We start from the raw sequence: 25,852 nt of genomic DNA on the forward strand, positions 1-25,852 counted from the left end.
ACAGGCGTGTTCCCGTGTCAGCAGCATCACACTCAATCGTTACGTACCGCCGGCGGCCCCGCTGCGGTGCGGCAGCGGGCCCTAAAACAGGTACGGTGTTCCTTCCGGACACGGGCACCCGGCGGTTCGCGCGTCCACCGAAGAAAAACCTCCAAAGGAGAAGCTCTCTTGGCTGCAAACGGCGGTACCAAGGCGATCGTCGCGGCGTTGGCCGCCAACCTGACGATCGCAGTCCTCAAGTTCATCGCGTTCATTCTGACGCTCTCCTCGTCGATGCTCGCGGAGGCCATCCACTCGCTCGCCGACTCCGGGAACCAGCTGCTCCTGCTGGTCGGCGGCAAGCGTGCCAAGAAGAAGGCGAGCCCCGAACACCCCTTCGGCTACGGCCGGGAACGTTACATATACGCCTTCATCGTCTCGATCGTGCTCTTCTCCGTCGGCGGCCTGTTCGCCCTCTACGAGGCCTGGGGCAAAATCCAGCACCCGCACGGCATCGAGGGGGACTTTTGGTGGGTTCCGCTGGCTGTGCTGATCGGCGCCGCCGTCGCCGAGTCTTTCTCCTTCCGGACAGCCATCCGCGAGTCCAACCCGCTGCGCGGCAAGCAGAGCTGGGTCCACTTCATCCGCAACGCCAAGCAGCCCGAACTGCCCGTCATCCTGCTGGAGGACTTCGGCGCCCTGCTGGGCTTGCTTTTCGCCCTCTTCGGCGTCAGCCTGACGCTGGTCACCGGCAACGGCATCTGGGACGCCCTCGGAACCGCCATGATCGGCCTGCTGCTGGTGGCGATCGCGGGGGTCCTGGCGGTGGAAACCAAGTCCCTGCTGCTGGGCGAATCCGCGACCAAGGCCGACGTCGCTAAGATCCGCGGCGCCATCGAGGCGGACGGCACCAGCATCATCCACATCAAGACCATGCACCTGGGTCCGGAGGAACTACTGGTGGCAGCCAAGATCAGCGTCGGCGCGGCCGATTCGGGCCGGGACATCGCGGCGGCCATTGACTCCGCCGAAGTCCGCATCCGGGAGGCGGTGCCGACCGCACGGGTGATCTACCTGGAACCGGACGTGCAACGCGTCAGCGCCCGCTAAAGCGGCGGGACGCCGGGGCCGCTGGGCCGGTACCGCCTTGCGCGGCTACCGGACCAGCGGCCTCCTGCGTTCCACCGCCCCGCTCAGGGCCGCGACGCCCAGGCCCAGGATGGCCAGCGCCGCCCCTACCAGGGCGGGGGCCACGTAGCCCCAGCCCCAGGCGATGACGAGGCCGCCGAGGAATGCGCCGAGGGCGTTTGCCACGTTGAGGGCGGCATGGTTCAGCGAGGACGCCAGGGACGGCGCGTCCGGGGAGGCGTCGAGGAGCCGGGTCTGCAGTGCCGGCACCAGCATGGAGCCGGCTGCGCCCACCACGAACACCATCACGTAGGCGGACCACGGCCAGTGCACGGCCACCGCGTAGACCACCAGCGCCACAGCAACGCCGGGCAGCACCCAGTAGATGGTGCCCATTACGGATCTGTCCGCGATCCGCCCGCCGACGATGTTGCCTACCACCATGCCCACGCCGTAGAGGGCGACGACCAGCGGCAGCCATTCCGAGGCGATGCCGGCCACGGAGGTCATGGTGTGCGCGATGTAGGTGTACGTGGCGAAGAACCCGCCGAAGCCGACAACGCCGATCAGGAGGGCGAGCCAGACCTGCAGCCGCTTAAGCGCACCGAGTTCACGGCGGATGCTGGCGTCGGCATGGGGTTTCTGGAACGGCACGAATTTCCAGAGCATCACCATGGTGGCTATTCCAATCAGGCCGACCAGCAGGAAGAGCAGGCGCCAGCCGAAGGCCTGTCCCAGCCAGGTCCCGAACGGCACCCCGATCACATTGGCGACCGTGAGTCCGGCCATCACCATTGAGATGGCCCAGCCGCGTTTGGTCGGCGCGACCAGGGAGGAGGCAATGACCGCGGCGACCCCGAAGAAGGCGCCGTGCGGCAGCCCCGCAGCAAAGCGGGAGACCAGCATGGTGCCGTAGTCGGGGGCGATAAAGGAGCTGAGGTTCGCGAGGCTGAAGAACAGCATCAGTCCCAACGCCAGGTACTTGCGCGGCAGTTTGGCCCCGACGGCGGCCAGCGCCGGCGCGCCGACCACCACACCCAGGGCGTAGGCGGAGATCAGGTGCCCGGCCTCCGGGGTGCTGACGCCGAGCCCCTGCTCCACCTCCTTGAGCAGGCCCATCATGGTGAATTCGGTGGTGCCGATGCCGAATCCGCCCATGGCCAGGGAAATGATGGCGAGGGCAAGGTGGCGGGAGCCGGTTTTCGCCGTCGCGGGGGCGTCTTTGGTGGTTGTCATCTGCCTGCTTTTCGGAATTGATCCCGGCGGAAGCCAGGGGAATGGGCCTACTGATGAGGCGCTTGGCCGTTTGAGGTCTCCGGGGCAGGGAACGCGGGGCGCCTGCCCTGGTATTCCCGCGCCGGACGCCGGGTCTGTCATCATTGTCCCCCGGAAGGGACGCCCCGGCGCCCCTAGACTGGTGGACGTGACTGAACTCATCAACGTCGTCGGCGGCGCAGTAGTTGATTCCCTGTCCGCCCCCCGGACCCTCCTGGTGGCGAGGCGGACGGCGCCGCCGCAGTTTGCCGGCATGTGGGAGTTTCCCGGCGGAAAGGTGGATCCCGGCGAGACGCCGGAACGCGCCCTGCACCGTGAACTGCTGGAGGAACTGGGGGTGGAGGTCCGGCTGGGGCTGGAACTGCCCGGGTCGGCACCGTCCGGCTGGCCGCTCAACAACCGGGCCGCGATGCGGGTCTGGTTCGCCGAACTGGCGGCCGGTACGCCGCAGCCGCTCGAAGACCATGACGAACTGCGCTGGGTGGCGCTGGCGGACCCGGCGGAAGTCCTGGCGCTGCCGTGGATCCCGGCGGACCTGCCGATCGTCGAAGCGCTCCTGGCGGCTGTCGCGGCGGAACCCTCGCCAAACTGAGCCCGGTGTGGCTACGCTGGGGCCAACCGGGAGGAGCTGGGCGTGCAGGTCGGGGTCAGGCGGGAAGAGCGTGCGGGGGAGCGCAGGGTCGCGGCCACCCCCGAGACGGTGCGGCAGCTCACGGGCCTTGGCCTGTCGCTGCTGGTCGAATCCGGTGCCGGCGTCGAATCCGGCTACGGCGACGCCGACTATGCGGAGGCTGGTGCCGGCCTCACCCCGGAACTGCCCCTGGACGCCCTGGATGTCCTGTTGCACGTCCGCCCGCTCACGCCGGAGACCGCCGCCGCGCTGCGGCCGGGCACCATCACCATCGGTTTCGCCTCGCCCGCCTCGGAACTGGCCGCCGTCGGCGCCCTCGCCGCCGCGGGCGTGACGTCCTTCGCACTGGAACTCGTGCCGCGGATCTCCCGCGCCCAGTCCATGGACGCTCTGAGCTCCCAGTCCCTGGTCGCCGGCTACCGCGCCGTGCTGGAGGCGGCTTTGCGCTACCCGAGGTTTTTCCCGCTGTACATGACAGCTGCAGGAACCATCCCGCCCGCCCGGGTACTGGTCCTCGGCGCCGGCGTCGCGGGCCTGCAGGCCATCGGCACCGCGAAACGGCTCGGTGCCCGGGTCTCGGCCAACGACATCCGCGCCGCCTCCGCCGACGAGGTCGCCTCGATGGGCGGCAGCTTCATCAACCTGGAACTCGACAGCCGGGCTGCGGGCACGTCCGCCGAGGGCACCGGCGGCTACGCCCGCGAGCTCGGCGAGGACCGTGCCGCCCGGCAGCGGGCCCTGCTGGCGCCGCACGTCGCCGCCGCGGACGTGCTCATCACGACCGCGGCGATCCCGGGCCGCGCCGCCCCCCTGCTGGTCACCACCGACATGGTGGCCGGGATGCGGGCCGGGTCCGTCGTCGTGGACCTCGCCGCGGAATCCGGCGGCAACGTCGAGGGCGTCATCGCCGGGCGGGACGTCCTGGTTCCGGTCCCGGGAGGCGCCGTGACGCTGGTCGGGATGCAGGACGCGGCCTCGGCCCTCGCCTCCGACGCGTCCCGCCTGTACGCGAAGAATGTCGCCAACCTGCTCGCCCTGATGACCACGGACGGCACGGTAACCCCGGACTTTACTGACGACGTCGTCGCCGGAGCGTGCCTGACCCATGACGGCGCCGTTCGTCACGCCGGCACCGCGGCAGCTATGGAGGCCCACAACTAATGGATCCGGTTACGTTACTCACGGTGGTGGTGCTCGCCGTCTTCGTCGGCTTCGAAGTGGTCTCCAAGGTCACCAGCAAGCTGCACACCCCGCTGATGTCCGGCGCCAACGCCATCCACGGCATCATCCTGGTCGGTGCGGTCATTGTGGCAGGCCAGGCCGGCGACCCCTGGCTGCTCGCGGTCGCCCTGCTCGCGGTGGTCCTCGCGACCGTCAACCTGGTCGGCGGCTTCGTCGTCACCGACCGGATGCTGGAAATGTTCGGCCCGCGCAGGGCCGCCCCTCCCGCCGCCCCGCCCGGCGCCGGTCCCGGCAACGCACCGGAGGAGCGCGCATGAGCATCCTTGCCCCGGCCTGGACCGCGCTGCTCTACCTCGTGGCGGCCATCTGCTTCATCCTCGCCCTGAAGGGCCTCAGCTCGCCCCGGACGGCCCGGCGCGGCAACGCCATCGGCGCCGCCGGAGCCGCGGTGGCGGTACTGACCGTGTTCCTCTCCGCCCGGCTGGAGAACATACCGCTGATCCTTGCCGCGATCGCCGTCGGCGCCGGACTCGCCGTTCCGGTCGCCCGGCGTGTGCAAATGACCCAGATGCCGCAACTCGTGGCACTGTTCAACGGCGTCGGCGGCGGCGCGGCCGCCCTGGTCGCGGTGTTGGAACTCGGCCACAGCGGGGAGTCCTGGGTCCGGTTGGCCGTTGTGTTCACGATGCTGGTCGGCGCCGTGTCCTTTGCCGGGTCGGCCGTTACGGTGGGGAAGCTGCAGGAGCTGATCAGCACCCGCCCGTTGCTGTTCCCGGGCATGCCGGCCGTGATGGTGCTCGTCCTGGCGGGCGCGCTCACCGCCGGCGGCCTCGTGGTGCTGACCGGTTCGCCCGGCTGGGCCGGCGCCCTGCTGGTGCTGGGCCTGGCCGCCGGGCTGCTGCTGGTGCTCCCGGTCGGGGGCGCGGACGTGCCGATCGTGATCTCGCTGCTGAACGCGTTCACCGGCCTCGCCGTAGCGGCATCCGGGATCGTGCTGGGCAACGTGCTGCTGCTCGTCGCCGGGACGCTGGTGGGGGCGAGCGGTACCATCCTCACCAAGGTGATGGCCTCCGCGATGGGCCGCGGCGTCGCCGGCATCATGTTCGGCGCCTTCCGGGGCGGGTCCACGGCCGGTTCAACCACCCTCAGCGACCGGCCTGTGCGCTCCTCCTCGGCCGAGGACGTCGCCGTCCAGCTCGGCTACGCCCAGCGCGTCGTGATCGTGCCCGGCTACGGCCTCGCCGTCGCCCAGGGCCAGCACACCGTGGCTGAACTCGCCACCGCCCTCACCGCCAGGGGAGTCGACGTCGTGTTCGCCATCCACCCCGTCGCCGGCCGGATGCCCGGACACATGAACGTACTGCTGGCGGAAGCGAATGTGCCCTATGAATCACTGCGCGAACTGGAAGAGGTCAACCCCGAATTCGCCAACACGGACATCGCCCTGGTGGTGGGGGCAAACGACGTCGTCAACCCGGCGGCGAAGTCGTCCCCGGGCTCGCCGATCTACGGGATGCCGATCCTCGAGGTGGTCCAGGCCCAGCAGGTGGTCTTCCTGAAGCGCTCGATGCGCCCGGGCTTCGCCGGCATCGAGAATGAACTCCTGCACGACCCCAAGACAACCCTGCTCTTCGGCGACGCCAAGGATTCGCTCTCCAAGGTCCTTGGCGCTGTCAAGATTCTCTAGGGCGCGGGAACAGGTGAGGAACAGGGTCTGTCAAAACGGTCCCTGTCGGAACGGTGTCCGTCAGAAGAGCGTGGGCTGGGCTGCCTCCGCCCCCGCAGCGACAGTTGTGGCCCGCGGAGCAACCGGCTCGGGGATGCTGCCCGCCGGGTACTGGGCTTCCTCTTCCCGCGGGTCCTCGTTGAGGTCCCGGTGGCTGAAGCCCGAGGAGCCGAGGAAGCCGTGCCGGGACTTGAAATACCGGATCCGGCCGGCCAGCCAGGCCCGGTAATCCTTGGAAGCGTAGGAGCCGCTGCCGTACAGCCGGCGATATTTGCCGGCGAGCTGGGGGTGCTCCCGGGCGAGCCATTGCATGAACCACTCGCGGGTGCCCGGCTTGAGGTAGAGCGCCCCCGCGGTGACACCGGTGGCACCGGCCGCCGCGAGCGAGCCGAAGAGGGAATCGAGGGCTTCGTCGGAGTCGGAGAGCCAAGGCAGGATGGGCATCGCCATCACGCCGCAGGGAAGCCCTGCGTCCCGCAGCCGGGACACGAGCTTGAGCCGGGCCCGCGGGCCGGGGGTACCCGGCTCGACAGCCTCGGAGAGCCGCTCGTCCGTCATGGCCAGCGAGATACCGACGCCCACCGGTACCTGGGCGGCGGCGTGCTTGAGCAGCGGGATGTCCCGGGCCAGCAGCGTGCCCTTGGTGAGGATGGACAGGGGGGTGCCGGAGTCGGCAAGGGCGCCAATGATGCCGGGCATCAGCTGGTACCGGCCCTCGGCGCGCTGGTAAGGGTCCGTGTTGGTGCCCAGCGCTACGTGCTGGCGCTGCCAGGAGGGTTTGGCCAGCTCCTTGCGCAGCACCTCGGCGGCGTTGATCTTGACCACCACCTGGCTGTCAAAGTCCAGGCCGGCGTCGAAGTCCAGGTAGGTGTGGCTCTTGCGGGCGAAGCAGTAGACGCAGGCGTGGCTGCAGCCGCGGTAGGGATTGACGGTCCAGTCGAACGGCATGCGGGACCCGGCGACCACCTTGTTGAGCACCGATTTGGCGGTGACCTCGTGGAAAGTGACTCCGGCAAACTCGGGGGTGGAGACGGACCGCACCAGGCCCGCCAGCGGCAGTAGGGCCTCGACAGCCGGGCCGGCGCCGACCGGGGCACCGCCGGTTGCGCCCCCGGCCGCGGCCTGGCCGGCGGCTGCCCCGCCGGTTGGCTTAAGTGCTTGCGCGTCCCACCTCATGGATACATTCGAATATATGTTCGATCTTAAGTCAAGGACCGCAGGCCCAAACACAGGGCTGGCGCCCCCGCGGCGTTGCTAGGCTGGGCCCATGATTCTCCTGACCGGCTTCGAACCGTTTGGCGGCGAGAGCACCAATCCGTCCTGGACCGCGGCGCGCGCTGCGGCCGACCTACTGAAGGCCGAGGGGTACGAGGTGGCTGCCGTTGAGCTGCCCTGCGTCTTCGGCGACGCCATCGGGGTCCTGCACGCGGCGCTGGCAGAGCACCGCCCGGCGCTGGTGGTCTGTGCAGGCCAGGCCGGCGGCAGGCGCGCTGTCTCGCTGGAGCGGATTGCCATCAACTGCGATGACGCCCGGATCACGGATAACGCCGGGAACGCCCCCGTCGATGAGCCTGTGGTTCCCGGCGCTCCGGCCGCCTACTTCAGCACCCTGCCGGTGAAGGCGGCGCTGGCGGCACTGGGAACAGCCGGGATCCCCGCCGAAGTGTCCCAGACGGCCGGGACCTACGTCTGCAACCACGTCTTTTACGGCCTGATGCACGCCTTGCGGCTTAGCCCCGGGGTTCGCGGCGGCTTTGTCCACGTCCCCTACGGGCCGGACCAGGTCCCGGCCGGAAGCGGGCTCGCCTCGCTGCCGCTGGAACAGATGACGCAGGCGCTCGCCGTCGTCGTCCGGACCGCGCTGGCGACGACGGCGGACGCCAAGCTCGCCGCCGGCGCCACCCACTAGCGCCGGTCAGCGCCATCCCGGGCGTCCGTCGGCGGAGCCTGGCGCAGGCAGGGTCAGTCGAGCAGCTCCCAGACCACGTCCACGTCGGCGCTGACGCTGGTGCTGCCGGCTTCGACGGTCAACGGCTCGGACGCCACGGCGCGCTGCATCCCGGCCAGCGGGATGGGCGGGGCGGAGCCCGGCCGCCGGCTGACTGAGAGGGCCTTGCCCAGCCGGGCGCCGGCCAGCGAGGCAAAGTGTTCGGCCGTGCCGCGGGCATCGTTCCACGCCGCCTCCCGGGCGGCGGCTTCGACCGCGGCGGGGTCCGCGAATCCCAGCTCCAGGCCGTTGAGGCGGACATCGTCCCCGCCGGCCGCGACCGCGGCGGCGATTAGGCCGGAGGACGCGGCCAGGTCGCGGAGCCGCACACGCAGCGTGCCGGACGCCAGATAGCCGGAGACCAGTTGCCCGCGGCCCTCCTGCCAACTGAGCTCTGCCCGGACGTCCAGCCCCGAGGTAGTGATGTCCGCGTTCGCCACACCGTGCCCGCGCAGCACCTCCGTGATCGCGGACGAGGCGCGGGCGGCGTCCCCGTACGCCGCTTCCACGCCGGCGCGCCGGCATTCGACGCCGATGCTAAGCGTCAGCAGGTCAGGGACCGCTTCCGCGGTTCCGGATCCGGTGACCGCAATCGACCTGGGATGTTCCGTCATGTCATGCCTCGTTCTGCTTGGGGGCTGTGCCGGCCGTGGTCGGTCGGGAGGTCCCGGGAGGGGGCCCGGTCCAGGCCGGCGGGTAGCCGCCGGCCTGGAGCCCGGCGTGGCGTTCAAAGGGGTTGGCCGATCCGGGGTTGCCCGTGCGCCACTGGGACCAGCCGGCCGCTAGGAAATACAGCGGCAGGAACGGAACCCCCAGGCACCAGGCGTACTGGGTGCTGTGGCGTTCCTCGTGCCCCAGCAGTACCGGGTTGCCCAGGGCCTCCGCCGGGCCCGCGCGGAACAGCACCACGTTGCCCACGGTGAATGCCGCTGCCCACGGCAGGCGCCAGCGGTAGCTCGTGGCGAGGATGAGGCCGCGGGGGCCGCGGCGGATCCTGGCCCGGGCGCAGACAGCCAGCAGCAACCCCAGTGGGGTTGAGGCATTCACTACGTTGGCGAGCTGCCGCAGCCGCTGTCCGGACGTCATGAGGCCATGCTAGCCGGGAGCCGTGCTGCCGGGAGGCCGCCCGTGACAGCCGTCCTGCCTGGAGAGGACCGCCCGTCACGTTCGGGCGGCCGGACGGGTTCAACTAGACTGGACGGGAGTGCCCGCCGGAGCCATTTTGGCGAGCCCTGCCCTTTGTCAATGCACCGGTCCCTGCACCCGTTGAGGCCCTGCGTGCGTTGGCATCACCCGACTCGTAGCTAAGAACAGTAGATGACTGAAACTTTGCCGGGCGCCGCCGTCCCGAACCCTCTGGATGAAGCCGCCATCACCGCCGCCGTAGACCAGGCCGTCGCCGCCATTGCCGCGGCCTCGACGCTCGATGAGCTCAAGGCCGTGCGCCTCGCCCACACGGGGGAAAAATCCGCGCTGAGCCTGGCCAACCGTGAGATTGGCGCCCTGCCCAAGGACCAGAAGGCGGCCGCCGGCAAGCTCATGGGTGCCTCCCGTGGACGCGTCAACAAGGCGCTCGCGGACCGCACCGCCGAACTCGAGGCGGAGAACGACGCCCGCATCCTGGTCGAGGAAACCGTGGACGTCACGGCCGCTCCGCGCCGCCGTCGTGCCGGTGCCCGCCACCCGCTGTCCACGCTGCAGGACCGCGTCGCGGACATCTTCGTCGGTATGGGCTGGGAGATCGCCGAGGGCCCCGAGGTCGAGTCGGAGTGGTTCAACTTCGATGCGCTGAACTTCAAGCCGGACCACCCGGCCCGCGAGATGCAGGACACCTTCTTCGTGGAGCCGCCCGAGGCCCACCTGCTGATGCGCACCCACACCTCCCCGGTGCAGGTCCGCTCCATGCTGGAACGCGAAGTGCCGATCTACGTGCTGTGCCCGGGCAAGGTGTTCCGCACCGACGAACTGGACGCCACGCACACCCCGGTCTTCCACCAGTTCGAGGGCCTCGCGATCGACAAGGGCCTGTCCATGGCGGACCTGCGCGGAACCCTGGAGCACTTCGCCCGCCAGATGTTTGGCGACGAGGCCCAGATCCGGTTGCGCCCCAACTACTTCCCGTTCACCGAGCCGTCCGCGGAGCTGGACATCTGGCACCCTGGGGCCAAGGGTGGCCCGCGCTGGATCGAGTGGGGCGGCTGCGGCATGGTCAACCCCAACGTGCTGCGCGCCGCCGGCATCGATCCGGACGTCTATTCAGGTTTTGCCTTCGGCATGGGCATCGAACGCACCCTCATGTTCCGTAATGAGGTTGGCGACATGCGCGACATGATCGAAGGCGATGTACGTTTCAGCGAGCACTTCGGGATGGAGATCTAACAGTGCGTATCCCACTTTCCTGGCTGCGTGAATTCGCGGCGGTACCGGCCGGAGCGACGGCCGAAGACGTCATGGCGGACCTGGTCAAGGTCGGTTTTGAAGAGGAAGCAGTCCACCGTCCGACGGATGCCCTCCAGGGCCCGATCGTGGTGGGCCAGGTCCTGAGCATCGAAAAGGAAGCCCAGACCAACGGCAAGACCATCAACTGGTGCCAGGTCCGGGTGGTCCCCGAAGGCCAGGCGCAGACGCTCACCGGCGAGGGCATCGACCCCTCCGGCGTGCAAGGCATCATCTGCGGCGCGCACAACTTCGTGGAGGGCGACAAGGTGGTGGTCACGCTTCCGGGCGCCGTCCTGCCCGGCGACTTCCGGATCTCCGCCCGCAAAACCTACGGGCACCTCTCCGCCGGCATGATCGCCTCCGTCCGCGAACTGGGCATCGGCGAAGACCACGACGGCATCCTGGTGCTGTCCCGGATCGGGCTGGACCCGGAAATCGGCACCGACGCCATGGAGCTGCTCGGCCTCTACGACGAGGCCGCGGAAATCAACGTCACCCCGGACCGCGGCTACGCGTTCTCGATCCGCGGCGTCGCCCGCGAGTACGCCCACGCCACCGGCACGCCCTTCACCGACCCGGCGTCCAAGGTCCAGGCCCCCGCCGAGTTGTCCGGGCGATACCCGGTCAAGCTCAACGACGACGCCCCGATTTACGGCAAGCCGGGCTGCGACCGCTTCGTGGCCCGCACCGTGCACGGCGTGGACGCCGCCCGCCCCACCCCGCCGTGGATGGCCGCCCGGCTCCGGCTCGCCGGCATCCGCTCCATCTCGCTGCCGGTGGACATCTCCAACTACGTCATGCTGGAGCTCGGCCAGCCGCTGCACTTCTACGACCAGGACAAGCTCTCCGGCGGGATCGTGGTCCGCCGCGCCGTTGCCGGCGAAAAGCTCAAGACCCTGGACGGGAAGGAGCGCACGCTCGACGCCGAAGACCTCCTGATCACGGATGGCTCCGGCCCGATCGGCGTCGCCGGCGTGATGGGCGGCGCCGCCACTGAGGTCAGCGACGCGACCTCGACCATCCTGATCGAGGCCGCGCACTTCGAGGAAGTCTCGATTGCCCGTTCGCGCCGCCGCCACAAGCTGCCCTCCGAGGCGTCCAAGCGCTTCGAGCGCGGCGTGGACTGGCACGTCGCCCACGTGGCCGCCCAGCGCGCCGTCGATCTCCTCGTTGAACTCGCCGGAGGCACGGCGGACGAGGCCGGCACCGACGTCGGCATCGCGCCCGCTCCGGTGACCGTGCAGTTGCCGGCGGCCTTCGCCGCCGAGCGGATCGGCATCGACTTCACCGAGGAACAGATCCTGACCTCGCTCCAGGACCTCGGCGCCATCGTCGAAAAGACCGCCACCGGCTACAGCGTCACGGCCCCGAGCTGGCGCAACGACCTGGAAACGAAGGAAGACCTTTCCGAGGAAATCGCCCGGCTGGTCGGCTACGACAAGATCCCCGCGACCCTCCCGGTGGCGCCCCCTGGACGCGGCCTGACCCGAGTCCAGCAGCAGCGCCGCCGGCTCGTGCAGGCCCTGGCCGATGCCGGCCTCACCGAGGTGATGGCGTACCCGTTCGTCTCCAAGGCCGCCAACGACACCTTCGGGGTCCCCGTAGCCGGCGCGGAGCGCAAGGCGCTCAAACTGGCCAACCCGATCAGCGAAGAGCACGGCTACCTGCGGACCTCCATCCTGCCGGGCCTGATCGAGGTCGCCAAGCGCAACCACTCCCGCGGTTTCCGCGACCTCGCGCTCTTCGAATCCGGGCTGGTCTTCCTGCCCGGCGACACGCTGGGAACCGCCTCGATTCCGCCGCTGGGTGCCAAGCCCTCCGATGAGGTGCTGGACGCCCTGTACGACGGCGTTCCCGACCAGCCGCTGCACCTCGCCGCCGTGCTGACCGGCCACGATTCCCCCGCCGCGCCGGCACACACGCCCCGCGCCTGGGACTGGGCCGACGCGCTGGACATCGCCCGGCTCGCCGGCGATGTGCTCGGCGTCGAACTCGTGGCCAGCAAGGGCCAGCACCAGGCATTCCACCCGGGCCGTGCCGCGCAGCTGGCGCTCCGCAGCGGCGAGGTCGTGGGCTACGCCGGCGAACTGCACCCGAAGCTGCTCGCGGCGCAGGACATGCCGGCCCGCTCGGTGGCGCTGGAGCTGAACGCCGATGCGCTCTTCGAAGCCGCCGCCGACGTGATCGTCGCCCGGCACATCTCCAGCTACCCCGTGGCGACCCAGGACGTCGCCCTCGTCGTCGCGGCAGACGTTGCGGCGGACGAGGTGCTGGCCGCCCTGCGCGAGGGCGCGGGGGAGTTGCTCGAGGAGGTGTCCTTGTTCGACGTCTACGCCGGCAAGGGCATCGAGGAGGGCAAGAAGTCGCTCGCCTTCAACCTGCGCTTCCGGGCCGACGACCGGACGCTGACCGCGGACGAGGCCTCGGCCGCCCGCGACAGCGCTGTCGCTGCCGCCCACGAGCGTTTCGGCGCCGTGCAGCGCTAGCGCCCGGAGGGAAGCCCCTGGCGGGAGAGCCGGAAATACAGGAGGGCGGGACCATGGCATCACAGCTGATTGTGCGGTCGGTCCCGCCCTTTGGCGTACCTGACGCACCCGGGTTACCGGACGCCGCCGCCCGCGAACAGCTGGACGACGTCGAGCTCGGGCGTGCCTTGGGCCTGGAGCCCCGTCCGCGGGCGGCGTTCCTCGCCGGCCGGCTGGCACAGCGGCAGCTTGCCGCCGAACTGCTGGAGGTGCCGCCGTCGGAGCTCACGGCCGCCTACGACTGTCCGCAGTGCGGTCCCGGAAGCCCGCACGGCAGGCCCGGCTACACCCTGGCCGGCGCGCCGGCTCCGCTGCTACTCAGCCTGTCCCGCAGCGCGGGCTGGGTCCTGCTGGCCGCCGTGCTGGATCCTGACGCGGGGCTGCGCCTTGGCGTCGACGTGCAGGACCCGGCGGGTGCTGATTTTGACGGCTTCGATCAGGTGGCGCTGGGCCCGGCGGAACGGGGGAGTCTTCGCGGTCTTTCCGGCGGTGCCCTGCTGCACGAACGTGCCCGGCTCTGGGCCCGCAAGGAGGCCTGGCTCAAGCTGTGCGGCACCGGGTTGCGCACCGCGCCCGAGGCCGTGGAGGTGCTGCACCAGCCCGGCATCCGGGACCTGCCACCCGATGAATCCGGACTGCCCGCGCAGTTCGCTGCCGCCGTCGCCCTTTCCGCGCTCCCGGACCGGGACTAGCGCGGTCCCAGGGTCAGCTTTCAGGCGGTCAGCTTTCCGGCGGTCAGCTGGCCGGCAGCGGCGGCAGCGCCTCTTGATAAAGCCAGGGGTGCAACACGGCTTCGGCGTCGATTCCGGTCACCCGGACCGCTGCCAGGATGAAGTCCTCCGTGGTGACGGAGCCGTGCCGGTGGCTGCCGGTCCACTCGTGCAGGAGGGCGAAGAAGGCGGGATCGCCGCAGCGCAGGCGCACGGCGTGCAGGGCGAGGGCGCCGCGCTTGTAGACGCGGTCATCGAACATCAATTCCGGGCCGGGGTCACCGACCAGCAGGTCCTGGCCCTCGCGGTCGAGCATCCGCCAGGCCGCCCGGGCGCGGTCGGCCACACTCATGATGCCGGCCTCCTCGGACCAGATCCACTCCGCGTAGCAGGCGAAGCCTTCGTGCAGCCAAATGTCCTTCCACGAGGATGCCGTCAGCGAATTCCCGAACCATTGGTGGGAGAGCTCGTGCGCGATCAGCCGCTGTGATTCCCAGTCCGGCGCCAGGTGGTTGCGGCCGAAGATGGACAGGGACTGGGCCTCCAGCGGGATCTCCAGGACGTCCTCGGTCACCACCACGGTGTAGCCGGCGAACGGATAGGGCCCGAAGCAGCTGGTGAAGGTACGCATCATCTGCGGCTGGCCGGCGAGCCCGGCGCGGGCCTCGGCCGACAGCTCGGCCGGCACCGCGGCGGTCTGGGCGACGTCGCCGGGCCCCCGGTCCGGGTTGAGCTGCAACAGTTCGTACCGGCCAATCTGGACCGTGGCGAGGTAGCTGGCCATCGGCTCGGCCTGCTCGTAGACCCAAGTTTCGCGGCTGGAGCGGGCCTGGTGCGAGACCAGCACGCCGTTGCAGACGGCCCGGTAGTTTGCGTCGGTGGTGACCGCGATGCGGTAGCTGGCCTTGTCCCGCGGATGGTCGTTGCACGGGAACCACGACGCCGCGCCGTTGGGCTGCCCGGCGACCAGGACGCCGTCGCTCAGTTCCTCCCAGCCCACCTCTCCCCAGAGCCCGCGCCGGGGCGCCGGGTTGCCCTCGTAGCGGATGTCCAGGGTGAACTCGTCACCGGGCCGCAGCGCCGTGTCCGGCACCACGACCAGCCGCTCGGCCCGCTGGTTGAACTTGCGCACCTTCTTCCCTGGCATCAGCACCTTCGTGGCGCGCAGCCCGGTCAGGTCCAGGACGATGGCGGAGCTCTGGCGCAGGGCGACCGCCTGCAGCGTCGCCCTGCCGCTCAAGTGGTTGCTGTTGATCCGGTAGTCGAGGTCCAGCTCGTAGCGGGTGACACGGTAGACGTCGGTGCCGTGGCCGGGCATGTAGGGGTCCGGGGCAGCCGGAGGCGCTTCGGCAGGCAGCTCTCCGGCGGCGGATGCGGTACGACTCATGGGACGGCCTTCGGGGGTTGCGGTTGGCGGGCTGCGCCTTCCGGGCGGCAGACGGACGGTGCGGGACTACTTCGGCTTGGGCGCCGGAACATCCGGGCCGCCCCACGGGCTGACCGGATTTCCCATCCAATACGTCGCGGCGGGTACCGTTTCACCCCTCATCACGAGTGATGCCGGCCCCACCGTGCCTCCGTTGCCGATCCGGGCCCGCGGCAGGATGACCCCGTGCGGGCCCATCGTGGCCCCGTCCTCGAGCGTAACAGTGTCGATGCTCATGACCCGGTCGTGGAACAGATGGGTCTGGACCACGCAGCCGCGGTTGACCGTGGCGCTGCGGCCCAGGGCGACGAGGTCCGCCTCCGGCAGCCAGTAGCTTTCGCACCAGGTGCCGGCCCCGATCCGGGCTCCCAGGGCGCGCAGCCACCAGACGAGGGCAGGGGTGCCGGACGCCGCGCGCGCGAACCAGGGGGCGCTGACCATCTCGATGAACGTGTCCACCACTTCGTTCCGCCAGATGAACGAGCTCCAGAGCGGGTGTTCACCCGGGCGGATGCGGCCCACCAGGAGCCACTTGGCGACGACGGAGATGCCGGCGGCAGCCGCACCGGCCAGCAGGACCACGACGCCGCACGCCAGGGCCGCCACCGCGTAATTGAAGCGGCCTGCCAGCCAGTCGAGCGCCACCAGCACGCCGGCGGCAACGGCCACGGTCAGCACCACCGGCACGAAGCGGCAAAGCTCCCACAGCGCCCGGGCCAGTTTGAGCCGCAGTGGCGGCTGGAAGGTGCGGGTGTCGTCGGAGGCGATGGCGGTCCGGCGCAGCCGCACCGGCGGGCTGCCCAGCCAGGAAGTGCCGGCTTTCGCCTTGGCCGGCGTCGCGGAGAGCACCGCGACGAGGGAGTTCTTGGGAACGCTGCGGCCCGCGGCGGTCATGCCGGAGTTGCCCAGGAACGAGCGTTTGCCCACCTTGGCCGGTGCGATCTTCATCCAGCCGCCGCCGAGTTCGTAGGAGGCGATCATGGTGTCGTCGGCCAGGAAGGCGCCCTCGCCCACGGTCGTCATCTTCGGGATCAGCAGCACCGTGGACGCCTCCACGTTCCGGCCGATCCTGGCGCCGAGCAGGCGCAGCCAGACGGGCGTGAAGAGGCTGGCATAGACGGGGAAGAGCAGGTCGCGGGCCAGGTCGAGGACACGTTCGGTTGCCCAGACCTGCCAGCCGATCCGGCTGCGCACCCGGTAGTAGCCGGCGCGCAGCCCTACGCCAAGCAGACGCGTGGTACCGAGGATGAGCAGCAGGTTGGTGCCGAACCACGCGAGGGCGGCCAGCGGGAGGGAGACGGCCAGCTGCGGCACGGCGTCGAGCAGGGAGTCGCGTCCCTGGATGAACAGGAACATCACCAGGGCTGCCGCCGCGGCGGACAGGTAGGGGATCAGGGCCAGGACGGCCGAGGCGAAGGCGAAGCCGGCAAACCACAGCCTGCCGATCAGGTGGTGCTCCGCCGGGGTGTCGGGCCAGCCGTGTTTGGCCTTGCCCCGCCGTTCTGCCGGCGATCCGGCCACCAGGTGGCCGGATTTGACCCGTCCGAGCACGGCGGAGCCCGGTTCCACCTGCGCGCCGGCGCCGACGCTGGCCCCGGGCATGAGCGTGCTGCGGGCGCCGACGACTGCCCCGGCGCCGATGTGGACCGCGCCGATGTGGACAGCGTCGCCGTCGATCCACCAGCCGGAGAGATCCACTTCGGGCTCGATGTTGCAACCGCTGCCGAGCGAGAGCAGTCCCGTGACCGGCGGCAGCGAGTGGAGCTGGACGTTGTGGCCGATCCTGGCGCCGAGGGCCCTGGCGTAGTACGGCACCCACGGGGCGCTGGCGAGGCTGACGGCACCGGCCAGGTCCTGGATCTGTTCGGCCAGCCACAGGCGCAGATGCACCCGGCCGGAGCGCGGGTAGCTTCCCGGGGCCACGTTGCGCAGCAGCAACCGCGCGGCGGCCACTGAGATCGCCATCCGGCCGGCCGGGCTGACGAACACCAGCCATGACGCGCCCACCCACCACCACGACACCGTCGGGGCCGCGGTGAAACCGGCCAGGGAAGCCAGCAGGTTGTTCGCTACCATCAGGTAGGTCAGCCAGCGCATCCCGACGAGGATGTGCAGCGGGACACCCAGCAGTGTCTGCACCCACTGGGCCCGGCGGGAGGTGGGGCGCACGGAACGCTCGCCGGCCTCGGGGGCGGCACCGTCCGGCAGGGACTGTCGCGCCGTGTCGATCAGGGCCCCGATCCGGGGCGTGGCATAGATGTCCGCCACCGTGATCGTGGGGTAGCGGACCCGCAGGGCGGAGACTAGCTGGGCCGCGGCCAGCGAGCCGCCGCCGAAGGCAAAGAAGTCGGCGTCGAGGTCCGCGACGCTGCCGCCGAGCACCGCGCTCCACTGTTCCACGATCCAGCGTGCGTCATCGGGCAGGTTCAACGGCGCCGCCGCGGCATCGGCGGCGCCCGTTCCGGCCAGCGGCCACGGCAGGGCGTGCCGGTCCACCTTGCCGCTGGTCTTCGTCGGCATGGCGTCCACCACGGTGAGGAGCGGAATCAGCGGCGCGGGCAGGCTCGCCCCGAGCATCTCCCGCGCGGCCGCAAGGTCCAGTGTCCTGCCGTCGGCCGGCGCGAGGTAGCCGACCAACACCTGGTTCCCGGCCGCCGTCGTCCGTACCGCCGCCGCCGCGCCGGCGACGTCGGGCAGCGACTGGAGTGCGGCGTCGATTTCGCCGAGCTCGATCCGGCGGCCGCCCAGTTTGACCTGTTCGTCGGCGCGGCCCACAAAGAGCAGGCCGGCCCGCTCGTACCGGACCAGGTCGCCGGAGCGGTAGGCGCGCGACCAGCCCAGCGCCGGCAGCGGAGCGTACTTTTCCGCGTCCTTGACCGGATCAAGATAGCGGGCGAGCCCGACCCCGCCGATGATCAGCTCCCCGATCCCGCCTTCGGCGACCGGCACCCCGTCGGAGCCCACGACGGCGAGGTCCCAGCCGTCGAGCGGCAGTCCGATCCGGACCGGGCCCGGGCCGCCCAGCGGCGCCGCGCAGGCGACGACGGTGGCCTCCGTGGGCCCGTAGGTGTTCCAGACTTCCCGTCCGTCGACGGCGAGGCGTCCGGCCAGCTCGGGAGGGCAGGCCTCGCCGCCGAAAATCAGCAGCCGGACGCTTTCCAGCGACTCGACGGGCCACAGCGCTGCGAGGGTGGGCACCGTGGAGACCACCGTGATGCCGTGGTTGATGAGCCAGGGTCCTAGGTCCATGCCGGTCCGGACCAGGGCGCGGGGCGCCGGGACCAGGCACGCGCCGTGCCGCCAGGCCAGCCAGATTTCCTCGCAGGACGCGTCGAAGGCCACCGAGAGTCCGGCCAGCACCCGGTCCTGTGGACCGACCGGGTCGGCCTGGAGGAAGATCCGCGCCTCGGCGTCCACGAAGGCCGCCGCCGAGCGGTGCCGGACCGCGACGCCCTTGGGCGTGCCGGTGGAGCCGGAGGTGAAGATCACCCAGGCATCGTCGCCGGGGACCGGCGGCCGGGCGGCCGGGAAGGGCCGGGGCCGGCCGGAATCCGTGACGATGGTGCCGCCCGCGCGCAGGATCCCGGAAACCCGGGCCTCGCTGAACACCAGCTTGGCCCGCTCATCCGGGTCGTCCGCATCCACCGGCACGTAAGCGGCTCCGACGAACAGCACGGCCAGGATGGAGATATACAGCTCGTTGGTGCCCGACGGGATCCGGACGCCGATTTTGTCCCCGGCGCCCAGCCCGGCCAGGTGCAGCGTCCGGGCAGCGGCGCGGACCTCGTCCATCAGCTGGGCGTAGCTGAGCGAACGATGGCCGTCGTCGAGCGCGGACGCGTCCGGGAAGCGGGCGGCGGTGTCCTGCAGGACGTCGATCAGCGTCCGCACCGGCGGCGCGGCGAAGGCGCCCGGCAGCTGCGGCTGATAGACGGGTCCGAACGGGGGACCGCCGGCCAAGGGAACGCCGTCAGCCTGCGGTTGCTGCTCAATCACCTGGTGATTCTCCTCGCAGCAGATGAACGGAAGACATCGGTGCCGCTCCAGCGCGGATCAGGGGACCAGGATGACCTTGCCGGTGGTGCGGCGCTGCTCCAGGTCGGTGTGGGCCGCGGCGGCGTCGGCGAGGTCGTAGCGGGCCCCGATCCGGACCTTCAGGCTGCCGTCCGCCACGGCGGCGAAGAGCTCGTCGGAGCGCCAGCGGCGCTCCTGCGCGTCCCGGAGGAAGTGGTTGATGGTCGGCCGGGTCAGGTAGAGCGAACCGCCGGCGTTGAGCCGCTGCGGATCGAACGGCGGCACGGGACCGGACGCGGCGCCGAAGAGCACCAGGGTGCCGCGGATCCGGAGCGCTGCCAGCGAACCGTCGAAGGTATCTTTTCCGACGCCGTCGTACACCACGTGCGCGCCCGCACCGTCGGTCAGCTCGCGCACCTTTGCGGCGAAGCCGTCGTAGCGCAGCACGTGGTCCGCGCCGGCGCCGCGGGCCAGCGCCTCCTTCTCCTCGGTGGAGACGGTGGTGATGACGTGCGCGCCCCTGGCCTTGAGCAGCTGGATCAGCAGCAGGCCCACTCCGCCGGCGCCCGCGTGCAGCAGCACGGTCTGGCCCTCTTCCACCTTGAAGCAGGAGTTGATCAGGTAGTGCGCGGTGATGCCCTGCAGGGGGAGCGCGGCCGCGGTGAAGTCGTCGACGCCGCGGGGCACCGGCAGGGCCTTGTCCGCGTCCACGAGGGCGTAGCCGGCGTAGCAGTTGACGCCCTCTGCCGTGGCGATCCGGTCCCCGGCGGAGAATCCGGTCACGCCGTCGCCGAGATCCTCCACGGTTCCGGAGGCTTCGGAGCCCGGGATGAACGGGTACTGCACCTTGTAGGCGCCGCTGCGCTTGTAGGTGTCAATGAAGTTCACGCCCACGGCGGCGACCTTGATCAACAGCTGGCCGGGACCCGGGACCGGGCGGTCGACTTCGGCCAGCTCGAGGACCTCGGGTCCGCCGGACTGCCGGGCGAGGATTGCGTGCGTCATGTGTCTCCTTCTGAAAGGTCTCCGCTCCGGGGAGGAGAATTCCTGGCCCGGATCCTGAGACCATCCTAGGGACACCGGCGCGGAGGGCGCAGCGTGCCGGGCGTGCCGCTAGTAACGGCGGGTCACGGTGGCCATCGGGCATTCGAAGTGGCGGCCCGCGGCGAGGCCGACGTCGTTGAGGTAGCGCACGATGATGCCGTACGACTGCAGCAGGGTGGTTTCCGTGTACGGAACCTGGTGCTTGGCGCAGAACTCGCGGACGATCACGGCAGCCTTGTCCAGCTGGGGCCGGGCCATGTCCGGGAAGAGGTGGTGCTCGGCCTGGCGGTTGAGGCCGCCGAGCAGGATGTCCATAAAGCGGCCGCCGGAAATGTTCCGGGAGGTCAGGACCTGTCGGCTGAAGAAGTCCACCCGGCTGTCCGCGGGCAGGACGGGCATGCCCTTGTGGTTCGGCGCGAACGAGGCGCCCATGTAGAAGCCGAAGACGGCGAGCTGCACGCCGATAAACGCCAGTGCCATGCCCCAGGGCAGGAACGCGAAGGCGAGCACGGGCAACAGGCTCAGCCGGGCCGCGAGGATCGGGATCTCCACCCAGCGGTGCGTGACCTTGGCGCGGCGGACGATGAACTTGACCGAATCGATCTGCAGGCCCAGGCCCACGAGGAACAGCAGCGGGAAGAAGAACCAGCCCTGCTTGCGGGTCAGGAAGGAGAACCGTCCCTGCCGGGTGGCCGCGGCTTCGGGGAAGAAGGCAATCGCGCCGGTGGCGATGTCCGGGTCCTTGGAGATGACGTTCGGGTGGTTGTGGTGCGCGCCGTGCTTCTGCTCCCACCAGGAGTAGCTGATGCCGGCCACGGAGGTTGCAAGCAGCCGCGCTGCCCAGTCGTTGGCGCGGCGCGAGGCGAAGATCTGGCGGTGCCCGGCCTCGTGGGCCAGGAAGCTCAACTGGGTGCAGAGAATGCCCAGCGCGGCGGCAATGAGTAGCTGGAACCAGCTGTCGCCGATCAGTGCGAAGCCGAACCAGGTGGCGGCCATGAGCAGGACCAGAACGGAGAACACCGTGATGTAGAACCCGGTGCGGCGTTCCAGCAGGCCGGCGGCCTTGACGCTCTTCAGCAGCTCCGAGTAGCTCAGGACGACGGCGTTGGGCTGACGGACGCGCGCTTGCGGGCGCGCCGGCGTTTCCGCGGAAAGTGTGGTGGTGGGGGTCATGAAACGCATGCCTCGAAACTGTTACGGGCAACGCTGCAGCTGGCATTTGCAGCGGCACGGTCTGGATCACCCTCTATCCAGCATACGCTGACCCGTCCAGCCGCTTCCGGACACGGGCAGATCTATGCATAAATATCGGGATCTATGCATAGTCTTGCTGTATACTCGTGGCTATGACTATTTCTGTTGCCGTCTCCGGCGCTAGCGGCTACGCCGGCGGCGAGGTGCTGAGGCTCCTGGCCGGTCATCCCGACGTTACGATCGGCGCCATCACCGCGCACAGCAACGCCGGTTCCAGACTAGGGGAATTGCAGCCGCATCTCCATGGCCTGGCCGGACGCATCCTTGAAGACACCACCGTGGAGAACCTCGCCGGCCACGACGTCGTATTCCTCGCGCTGCCGCACGGGGCATCCGCGGAAATCGCGGCGCAGCTGCCCGCCGGCACGGTCGTGATCGACGCCGGCGCGGACCACCGGCTCGAGGACCCGGCGGCCTGGGAGAAGTTCTACGGCTCGCCGCACGCCGGCACCTGGCCGTACGGCCTGCCGGAGCTTCCCGGCCAGCGCGAGGCACTGCGCGGCGCCACCCGGATCGCGGTGCCGGGCTGCTACCCGACGTCGGCCCTGCTGGCCCTTACCCCGGGCTTCAGCAACCACCTGCTCCAGGCCGACGACGTCGTGATCGTCTCTGCCTCCGGTACCTCCGGGGCCGGCAAGGCCGCGAAGGTGAACCTGATCGGCGCCGAAGTGATGGGCTCGATGAGCCCCTACGGCGTCGGCGGCGGACACCGGCACACCCCGGAGATCGAACAGGGACTGTCCAAGGCGCTCAACGCGCCCGTCACCGTGTCCTTCACCCCCACGCTGGCGCCGATGAGCCGCGGTATCCTCACCACGGCGACCGCGAAGATCCGGCCGGGTGTGACGGCTGAGGAACTGCGCCACGCCTGGGCCGGGACGTACGACGAGGAACCGTTCGTCCACCTGCTGCCGGAGGGCCAGTGGCCCTCCACCAAGTCCGTGCAGGGTTCCAACCACGCCGTCATGCAACTGGCCCTGGACGGGCACACGGGCCGCGTGATCGTCACCTGCGCCATCGACAACCTCACCAAGGGGACGGCCGGCGGCGCCGTGCAGTCCATGAACATTGCCCTCGGCCTGGCGGAAACCGCCGGCCTCGACCTGCAGGGAGTCGCTCCGTGAGCATCACCGCACCCCAAGGATTTCGGGCTGCCGGCGTCAAGGCCGGCCTCAAGGCCTCCGGAAACCCTGACCTGGCCCTCGTTGTCAACGACGGGCCCAACAAGGCAGCCGCCGCCGTCTTCACCTCCAACCGGGTGGCCGCAGCACCGGTGCACTGGTCCCGCGAGGTCATCAAGGACGGCCGGGTAGACGCCGTCATTCTCAATTCCGGCGGCGCCAACGCCTGCACCGGGCCGCAGGGCTTCCAAAACACGCACACCACCGCGGAGAAGACCGCCGAAGCACTCGGGGCATCCGCGACGGACGTCTTCGTCTGCTCCACCGGGCTGATCGGCGAGCAGCTTCCGATGGACAAGCTGCTCCCGGCGATCGGTGCTGCTGCGGCGGCGCTGGACGCCGACGGCGGCCCGGCAGCGGCCACCGCGATCATGACCACCGACTCGGTCTCCAAGCAGGCGGTCTTCACCGGCACCGACGCCGAGGGTAAGGAGTTCACCATCGGCGGCATGGCCAAGGGCGCCGGCATGCTCGCCCCGGGCCTGGCCACCATGCTCGTGGTCCTCACCACGGACGCGGAGGTCCAGCCCGAACTGCTCGACGTCGCACTCCGCGACGCCACCCGCGTCACCTTCGACCGGGCCGACTCGGACGGCTGCATGTCCACCAACGACACCGTGGTGCTGCTCGCCTCCGGCGCCTCGGGCGCCGTCCCGTCCGCCGTCGACTTCGGCAAGGGCCTCACGCGGGTGTGCGCGGAACTGGCCCGCAAACTGATCGGCGACGCCGAAGGGGCCAGCCACGACATCGCCATCCGCACTTTCAACGCCGCAAGCGAAAAGGACGCCGAAGTGGTCAGCCGCGCCGTCGCGCGCTCCAACCTCTTCAAGACCGCCATCTTCGGCAAGGACCCGAACTGGGGCCGGGTGCTGTCCGCCGTCGGCACCACCGACGCTGCCTTCGAACCGGACCAGCTCAACGTTGCGATGAACGGCGTGCAGATCTGCCGTAACGGCAGCATCGGCGAGGACCGCGGCCTGGTGGACCTCGAGCCGCGCGAGGTCCTGGTCGAGATTGACCTGCAGGCGGGCGCCGCCGAGGCCACGATCTGGACCAACGACCTGACGCACGAGTACGTCCACGAAAACAGTGCCTACTCCAGCTAGGCCTGCTGGTAAGGGACGAACAGAAAGACGCACACCATGAACACCCAGACCCGCGAGACCACTTCCACGGCCGACGCGCAGAGCAAAGCCGGCACGCTGATCGAGGCGCTGCCCTGGATCCAGCGCTTCGCCGGCACGACCATGGTGATCAAGTACGGCGGCAACGCGATGGTTAACGACGAGCTCCGCCGCGCCTTCGCGGAAGACGTCGTCTTCCTGCACCACGTCGGCATCCACCCCGTGGTGGTTCATGGCGGCGGCCCGCAGATCAACGCCATGCTCAGCCGGCTCGGCATCGAATCCGAGTTCAAGGGCGGCCTGCGCGTCACCACGCCAGAGGCCATGGACGTGGTCCGGATGGTCCTCACCGGCCAGGTGGGCCGTGAACTCGTGGGCCTGATCAACTCGCACGGCCCCTACGCCGTCGGGATGTCCGGCGAAGACGGTGGGCTGCTGCGGGCCGTCCGCACCGGCACCGTGGTGGACGGCGAAGAGGTGGACCTGGGCCTGGTCGGTGAAGTGGTGGGGGTGAACCCGGAAGGCATCCTGGACATCGTGGCGGCCGGCCGGATCCCGGTGATCTCCACCGTCGCGCCGGAGATCTCCCCAGACGGTTCCACCACCGGGCAGGTACTCAACGTCAACGCGGACACCGCTGCAGCTGCCCTCGCTGAAGCGCTCACTGCCTCCAAACTCGTGATCCTGACCGACGTTGAGGGCCTCTATGCCAACTGGCCGGACCGCTCGTCGCTCATCTCGTCGCTGACGGCTTCGGAACTGCGCGAACTGCTGCCGAGCCTGCAGTCGGGCATGATCCCCAAAATGGAAGCGTGCCTGAAAGCCGTCGACGGCGGCGTGGAACGGGCACACATCGTGGACGGCAGGCTGCCGCACTCGATGCTGCTGGAGACCTTTACGACCGCCGGCATCGGCACCCAGGTCGTCCCCGACGAGGAAGTGAACGCATGAACGAAACCGTAGGCGTGAGTCCGGCCGGCGATGGGGCCCCCACAGCTTCTGTTATGACCGGAATGGGCAGCGGAGCCGACTGGCTGTCCCGCTACTCGTCGTCGCTGCTGGGCGTCTTCGGCACGCCGCAGCGGGTGCTGGTGCGCGGCGCCGGCTGCCTCGTCTGGGACGCCGACGGGAAAGAATACCTGGACCTGCTCGGCGGCATCGCGGTCAACGCACTGGGCCACGCCCACCCCTTCGTCACCTCGGTGATCTCCAGCCAGCTCTCCACCCTGGGCCACGTCTCCAACTTCTTCACCAGCCCCACCCAGATTGCCCTGGCCGAGAAACTGTTGGAACTTTCCAAGGCGCCGGCCGGTTCCAAGGTGTTTTTCGCCAACTCCGGAACCGAGGCCGTCGAGGCAGCGTTCAAGTTGGCCCGGCGGAATGCCGGGTCGCAGGAGTCGCCGCGAACCAAGATCATCGCCCTCGAAGGCGCCTTCCACGGCCGCACCATGGGGGCCTTGGCGCTGACCTCGAAGGAGGCCTACCGGGCGCCGTTCGCGCCGCTGCCCGGCGGCGTCGTGCACGTGCCCTTCGGTGACATCGACGCCCTCCGCGCCGCGGTTGACGACACCACCGCCGCCGTCTTCCTCGAACCGATCCAGGGTGAGGCGGGCGTCCGGCCGCTGCCGGCCGGCTACCTCCGGGCGGCCCGCGAAGCCACCAGCGCCGCCGGCGCCCTGCTGATCCTGGACGAGGTCCAGACCGGCATCGGCCGCACCGGCAAGTGGCTGGCCTGCGAAGACGCCGGGATCGTCCCCGACGCCGTGACCCTCGCCAAGGGCCTGGGCGGTGGCTTCCCGATCGGCGCCCTGCTCACCTTCGGCCCCGAGGTTTCCTCGCTGCTGTCCGCCGGCCAGCACGGCACGACCTTCGGCGGGAACCCGGTCGCCACCGCCGCGGCCCTGGCCACCCTGCACGTGCTGGAAAACCAGCACGTGCTGGCCCACGTCCGGGAGGTGGGGGAGCACCTGCGCTCCGGCCTCGCCGGAATCGACGGCGTCACTGACGTCCGCGGCGAAGGACTGCTGATCGGTTTCGACCTCGACGCCGACGTGGCCCCCGCCGTCGTCGGCGCCGGACTCGACGCAGGGTTCATCGTCAACAGCCCCGGCCCGCACACCATCCGCCTCGCACCCCCGCTGATCCTGACCGCAGCCCAGGCCGACCGCTTCCTCGCCGCGCTGCCGGCCCTCCTCCAGACCGCAAAGGACGCCCAGTGACCGCCCCC

At 70.1% G+C, this 25,852-nt stretch carries 21 protein-coding genes; 13 read left to right on the forward strand and 8 right to left on the reverse strand.

The genetic code is table 11. The features are described 5' to 3' along the window. The first annotated feature begins 168 nt into the window (after positions 1-168). Complete coding sequence (locus ACUYM2_RS06630; RefSeq protein ID WP_481599358.1) at positions 169-1,089, forward strand: cation diffusion facilitator family transporter; 921 nt, start codon at positions 169-171, stop codon at positions 1,087-1,089. Positions 1,090-1,134: 45 nt separating this feature from the next. Here ACUYM2_RS06630 and ACUYM2_RS06635 read toward each other — a convergent pair whose 3' ends face one another. Further along, positions 1,135-2,343, reverse strand: coding sequence for an MFS transporter (locus tag ACUYM2_RS06635; protein ID WP_481599359.1), 1,209 nt, complete (start codon positions 2,341-2,343; stop codon positions 1,135-1,137). Between the two features lie 187 nt (positions 2,344-2,530). On the opposite strand from ACUYM2_RS06635, the gene ACUYM2_RS06640 reads away from it, so the two are divergent. Genes ACUYM2_RS06640 through ACUYM2_RS06655 form a run of 4 tightly spaced genes read left to right on the forward strand, consistent with a single transcriptional unit; the run spans position 2,531 to position 5,882 of the window. Next, positions 2,531-2,974 (forward strand): (deoxy)nucleoside triphosphate pyrophosphohydrolase, encoded by a 444-nt coding sequence (locus ACUYM2_RS06640; RefSeq protein WP_481599360.1) that lies wholly within the window; start codon positions 2,531-2,533, stop codon positions 2,972-2,974. 42 nt (positions 2,975-3,016) lie between these two features. Then, positions 3,017-4,174 (forward strand): NAD(P) transhydrogenase subunit alpha, encoded by a 1,158-nt coding sequence (locus ACUYM2_RS06645; protein WP_481599361.1) that lies wholly within the window; start codon positions 3,017-3,019, stop codon positions 4,172-4,174. Continuing rightward, a complete protein-coding gene (locus ACUYM2_RS06650) occupies positions 4,174-4,512 on the forward strand; it encodes an NAD(P) transhydrogenase subunit alpha part 2 (protein WP_481599362.1) in 339 nt (112 codons plus the stop codon). The genes ACUYM2_RS06645 and ACUYM2_RS06650 overlap by 1 nt, the downstream gene beginning before the upstream one ends. After that, positions 4,509-5,882: an NAD(P)(+) transhydrogenase (Re/Si-specific) subunit beta gene (locus ACUYM2_RS06655; RefSeq protein WP_481599363.1), complete on the forward strand. Its 1,374-nt coding sequence runs from the start codon at positions 4,509-4,511 to the stop codon at positions 5,880-5,882. Before ACUYM2_RS06650 ends, ACUYM2_RS06655 begins: the two co-directional genes overlap by 4 nt. 60 nt (positions 5,883-5,942) lie before the next feature. Here the strand turns inward: ACUYM2_RS06655 and ACUYM2_RS06660 are convergent, their stop codons facing one another. Then, positions 5,943-7,097, reverse strand: a complete 1,155-nt coding sequence (locus ACUYM2_RS06660; RefSeq protein ID WP_481599364.1) for an Rv2578c family radical SAM protein — start codon at positions 7,095-7,097, stop codon at positions 5,943-5,945. 91 nt (positions 7,098-7,188) lie between these two features. Between ACUYM2_RS06660 and pcp the strand changes: the two genes are divergently transcribed. After that, positions 7,189-7,830, forward strand: coding sequence for a pyroglutamyl-peptidase I (gene pcp / locus ACUYM2_RS06665; RefSeq protein WP_481599365.1), 642 nt, complete (start codon positions 7,189-7,191; stop codon positions 7,828-7,830). Between the two features lie 53 nt (positions 7,831-7,883). Here the strand turns inward: pcp and ACUYM2_RS06670 are convergent, their stop codons facing one another. Next, entirely contained in the window at positions 7,884-8,522 is a 639-nt protein-coding gene (locus tag ACUYM2_RS06670; protein WP_481599366.1) for an SIMPL domain-containing protein, read from the reverse strand. Between the two features lies 1 nt (position 8,523). After that, complete coding sequence (locus ACUYM2_RS06675) at positions 8,524-8,994, reverse strand: hypothetical protein (protein ID WP_481599367.1); 471 nt, start codon at positions 8,992-8,994, stop codon at positions 8,524-8,526. 231 nt (positions 8,995-9,225) lie between these two features. On the opposite strand from ACUYM2_RS06675, the gene pheS reads away from it, so the two are divergent. Genes pheS through ACUYM2_RS06690 form a run of 3 tightly spaced genes read left to right on the forward strand, consistent with a single transcriptional unit; the run spans position 9,226 to position 13,564 of the window. Further along, entirely contained in the window at positions 9,226-10,287 is a 1,062-nt protein-coding gene (gene pheS, locus ACUYM2_RS06680) for a phenylalanine--tRNA ligase subunit alpha (RefSeq protein WP_481599368.1), read from the forward strand. A gap of 2 nt (positions 10,288-10,289) precedes the next feature. Next, entirely contained in the window at positions 10,290-12,833 is a 2,544-nt protein-coding gene (pheT, locus tag ACUYM2_RS06685) for a phenylalanine--tRNA ligase subunit beta (RefSeq protein ID WP_481599369.1), read from the forward strand. Positions 12,834-12,886: 53 nt separating this feature from the next. Then, complete coding sequence (locus ACUYM2_RS06690; protein ID WP_481599370.1) at positions 12,887-13,564, forward strand: 4'-phosphopantetheinyl transferase family protein; 678 nt, start codon at positions 12,887-12,889, stop codon at positions 13,562-13,564. 43 nt (positions 13,565-13,607) lie between these two features. Here ACUYM2_RS06690 and ACUYM2_RS06695 read toward each other — a convergent pair whose 3' ends face one another. From ACUYM2_RS06695 to ACUYM2_RS06710, 4 genes are all read right to left on the reverse strand, one after another. Continuing rightward, positions 13,608-14,969 carry a M1 family metallopeptidase gene (locus ACUYM2_RS06695; protein WP_481599371.1) on the reverse strand — a complete coding sequence of 454 codons (1,362 nt, stop codon included), beginning with the start codon at positions 14,967-14,969 and terminating at the stop codon, positions 13,608-13,610. Between the two features lie 66 nt (positions 14,970-15,035). Further along, positions 15,036-18,968 carry a Pls/PosA family non-ribosomal peptide synthetase gene (locus ACUYM2_RS06700; protein WP_481601422.1) on the reverse strand — a complete coding sequence of 1,311 codons (3,933 nt, stop codon included), beginning with the start codon at positions 18,966-18,968 and terminating at the stop codon, positions 15,036-15,038. Positions 18,969-19,061: 93 nt separating this feature from the next. Then, on the reverse strand, positions 19,062-20,027 hold the full coding sequence (locus ACUYM2_RS06705; RefSeq protein ID WP_481599372.1) for a quinone oxidoreductase family protein: 966 nt from the start codon (positions 20,025-20,027) through the stop codon (positions 19,062-19,064). A gap of 108 nt (positions 20,028-20,135) precedes the next feature. Continuing rightward, complete coding sequence (locus ACUYM2_RS06710) at positions 20,136-21,239, reverse strand: fatty acid desaturase family protein (protein ID WP_481601423.1); 1,104 nt, start codon at positions 21,237-21,239, stop codon at positions 20,136-20,138. 173 nt (positions 21,240-21,412) lie between these two features. Here ACUYM2_RS06710 and argC point away from each other — a divergent pair, with 173 nt between their 5' ends. The 4 genes from argC to ACUYM2_RS06730 are packed head-to-tail and all read left to right on the forward strand — an operon-like array spanning position 21,413 to position 25,844. Beyond that, entirely contained in the window at positions 21,413-22,444 is a 1,032-nt protein-coding gene (argC, locus tag ACUYM2_RS06715; protein WP_481599373.1) for an N-acetyl-gamma-glutamyl-phosphate reductase, read from the forward strand. Beyond that, complete coding sequence (gene argJ / locus ACUYM2_RS06720) at positions 22,441-23,607, forward strand: bifunctional glutamate N-acetyltransferase/amino-acid acetyltransferase ArgJ (RefSeq protein ID WP_481599374.1); 1,167 nt, start codon at positions 22,441-22,443, stop codon at positions 23,605-23,607. The genes argC and argJ overlap by 4 nt, the downstream gene beginning before the upstream one ends. Positions 23,608-23,643: 36 nt before the next feature. After that, positions 23,644-24,576 carry an acetylglutamate kinase gene (gene argB / locus ACUYM2_RS06725; protein ID WP_481599375.1) on the forward strand — a complete coding sequence of 311 codons (933 nt, stop codon included), beginning with the start codon at positions 23,644-23,646 and terminating at the stop codon, positions 24,574-24,576. A 53-nt stretch (positions 24,577-24,629) separates the two neighbouring features. Continuing rightward, positions 24,630-25,844 carry an acetylornithine transaminase gene (locus ACUYM2_RS06730; protein WP_481601424.1) on the forward strand — a complete coding sequence of 405 codons (1,215 nt, stop codon included), beginning with the start codon at positions 24,630-24,632 and terminating at the stop codon, positions 25,842-25,844. The last annotated feature ends 8 nt before the right edge of the window (positions 25,845-25,852 follow it).

Source organism: Arthrobacter sp. SD1074B (assembly GCF_056780195.1).

Bases quoted from the DNA above. Each gene is read 5' to 3' on its own strand.
- ACUYM2_RS06635 (WP_481599359.1), bottom strand. From the start codon at position 2,343: ATGACAACCACCAAAGACGCCCCCGCGACGGCGAAAACCGGCTCCCGC.
- ACUYM2_RS06650 (WP_481599362.1), top strand. From the start codon at position 4,174: ATGGATCCGGTTACGTTACTCACGGTGGTGGTGCTCGCCGTCTTCGTC.
- ACUYM2_RS06655 (WP_481599363.1), top strand. From the start codon at position 4,509: ATGAGCATCCTTGCCCCGGCCTGGACCGCGCTGCTCTACCTCGTGGCG.
- ACUYM2_RS06660 (WP_481599364.1), bottom strand. From the start codon at position 7,097: ATGAGGTGGGACGCGCAAGCACTTAAGCCAACCGGCGGGGCAGCCGCC.
- pcp (WP_481599365.1), top strand. From the start codon at position 7,189: ATGATTCTCCTGACCGGCTTCGAACCGTTTGGCGGCGAGAGCACCAAT.
- ACUYM2_RS06670 (WP_481599366.1), bottom strand. From the start codon at position 8,522: ATGACGGAACATCCCAGGTCGATTGCGGTCACCGGATCCGGAACCGCG.
- ACUYM2_RS06675 (WP_481599367.1), bottom strand. From the start codon at position 8,994: ATGACGTCCGGACAGCGGCTGCGGCAGCTCGCCAACGTAGTGAATGCC.
- pheS (WP_481599368.1), top strand. From the start codon at position 9,226: ATGACTGAAACTTTGCCGGGCGCCGCCGTCCCGAACCCTCTGGATGAA.
- ACUYM2_RS06690 (WP_481599370.1), top strand. From the start codon at position 12,887: ATGGCATCACAGCTGATTGTGCGGTCGGTCCCGCCCTTTGGCGTACCT.
- ACUYM2_RS06695 (WP_481599371.1), bottom strand. From the start codon at position 14,969: ATGAGTCGTACCGCATCCGCCGCCGGAGAGCTGCCTGCCGAAGCGCCT.
- ACUYM2_RS06705 (WP_481599372.1), bottom strand. From the start codon at position 20,027: ATGACGCACGCAATCCTCGCCCGGCAGTCCGGCGGACCCGAGGTCCTC.
- ACUYM2_RS06710 (WP_481601423.1), bottom strand. From the start codon at position 21,239: ATGACCCCCACCACCACACTTTCCGCGGAAACGCCGGCGCGCCCGCAA.
- argC (WP_481599373.1), top strand. From the start codon at position 21,413: ATGACTATTTCTGTTGCCGTCTCCGGCGCTAGCGGCTACGCCGGCGGC.
- argB (WP_481599375.1), top strand. From the start codon at position 23,644: ATGAACACCCAGACCCGCGAGACCACTTCCACGGCCGACGCGCAGAGC.
- ACUYM2_RS06730 (WP_481601424.1), top strand. From the start codon at position 24,630: ATGACCGGAATGGGCAGCGGAGCCGACTGGCTGTCCCGCTACTCGTCG.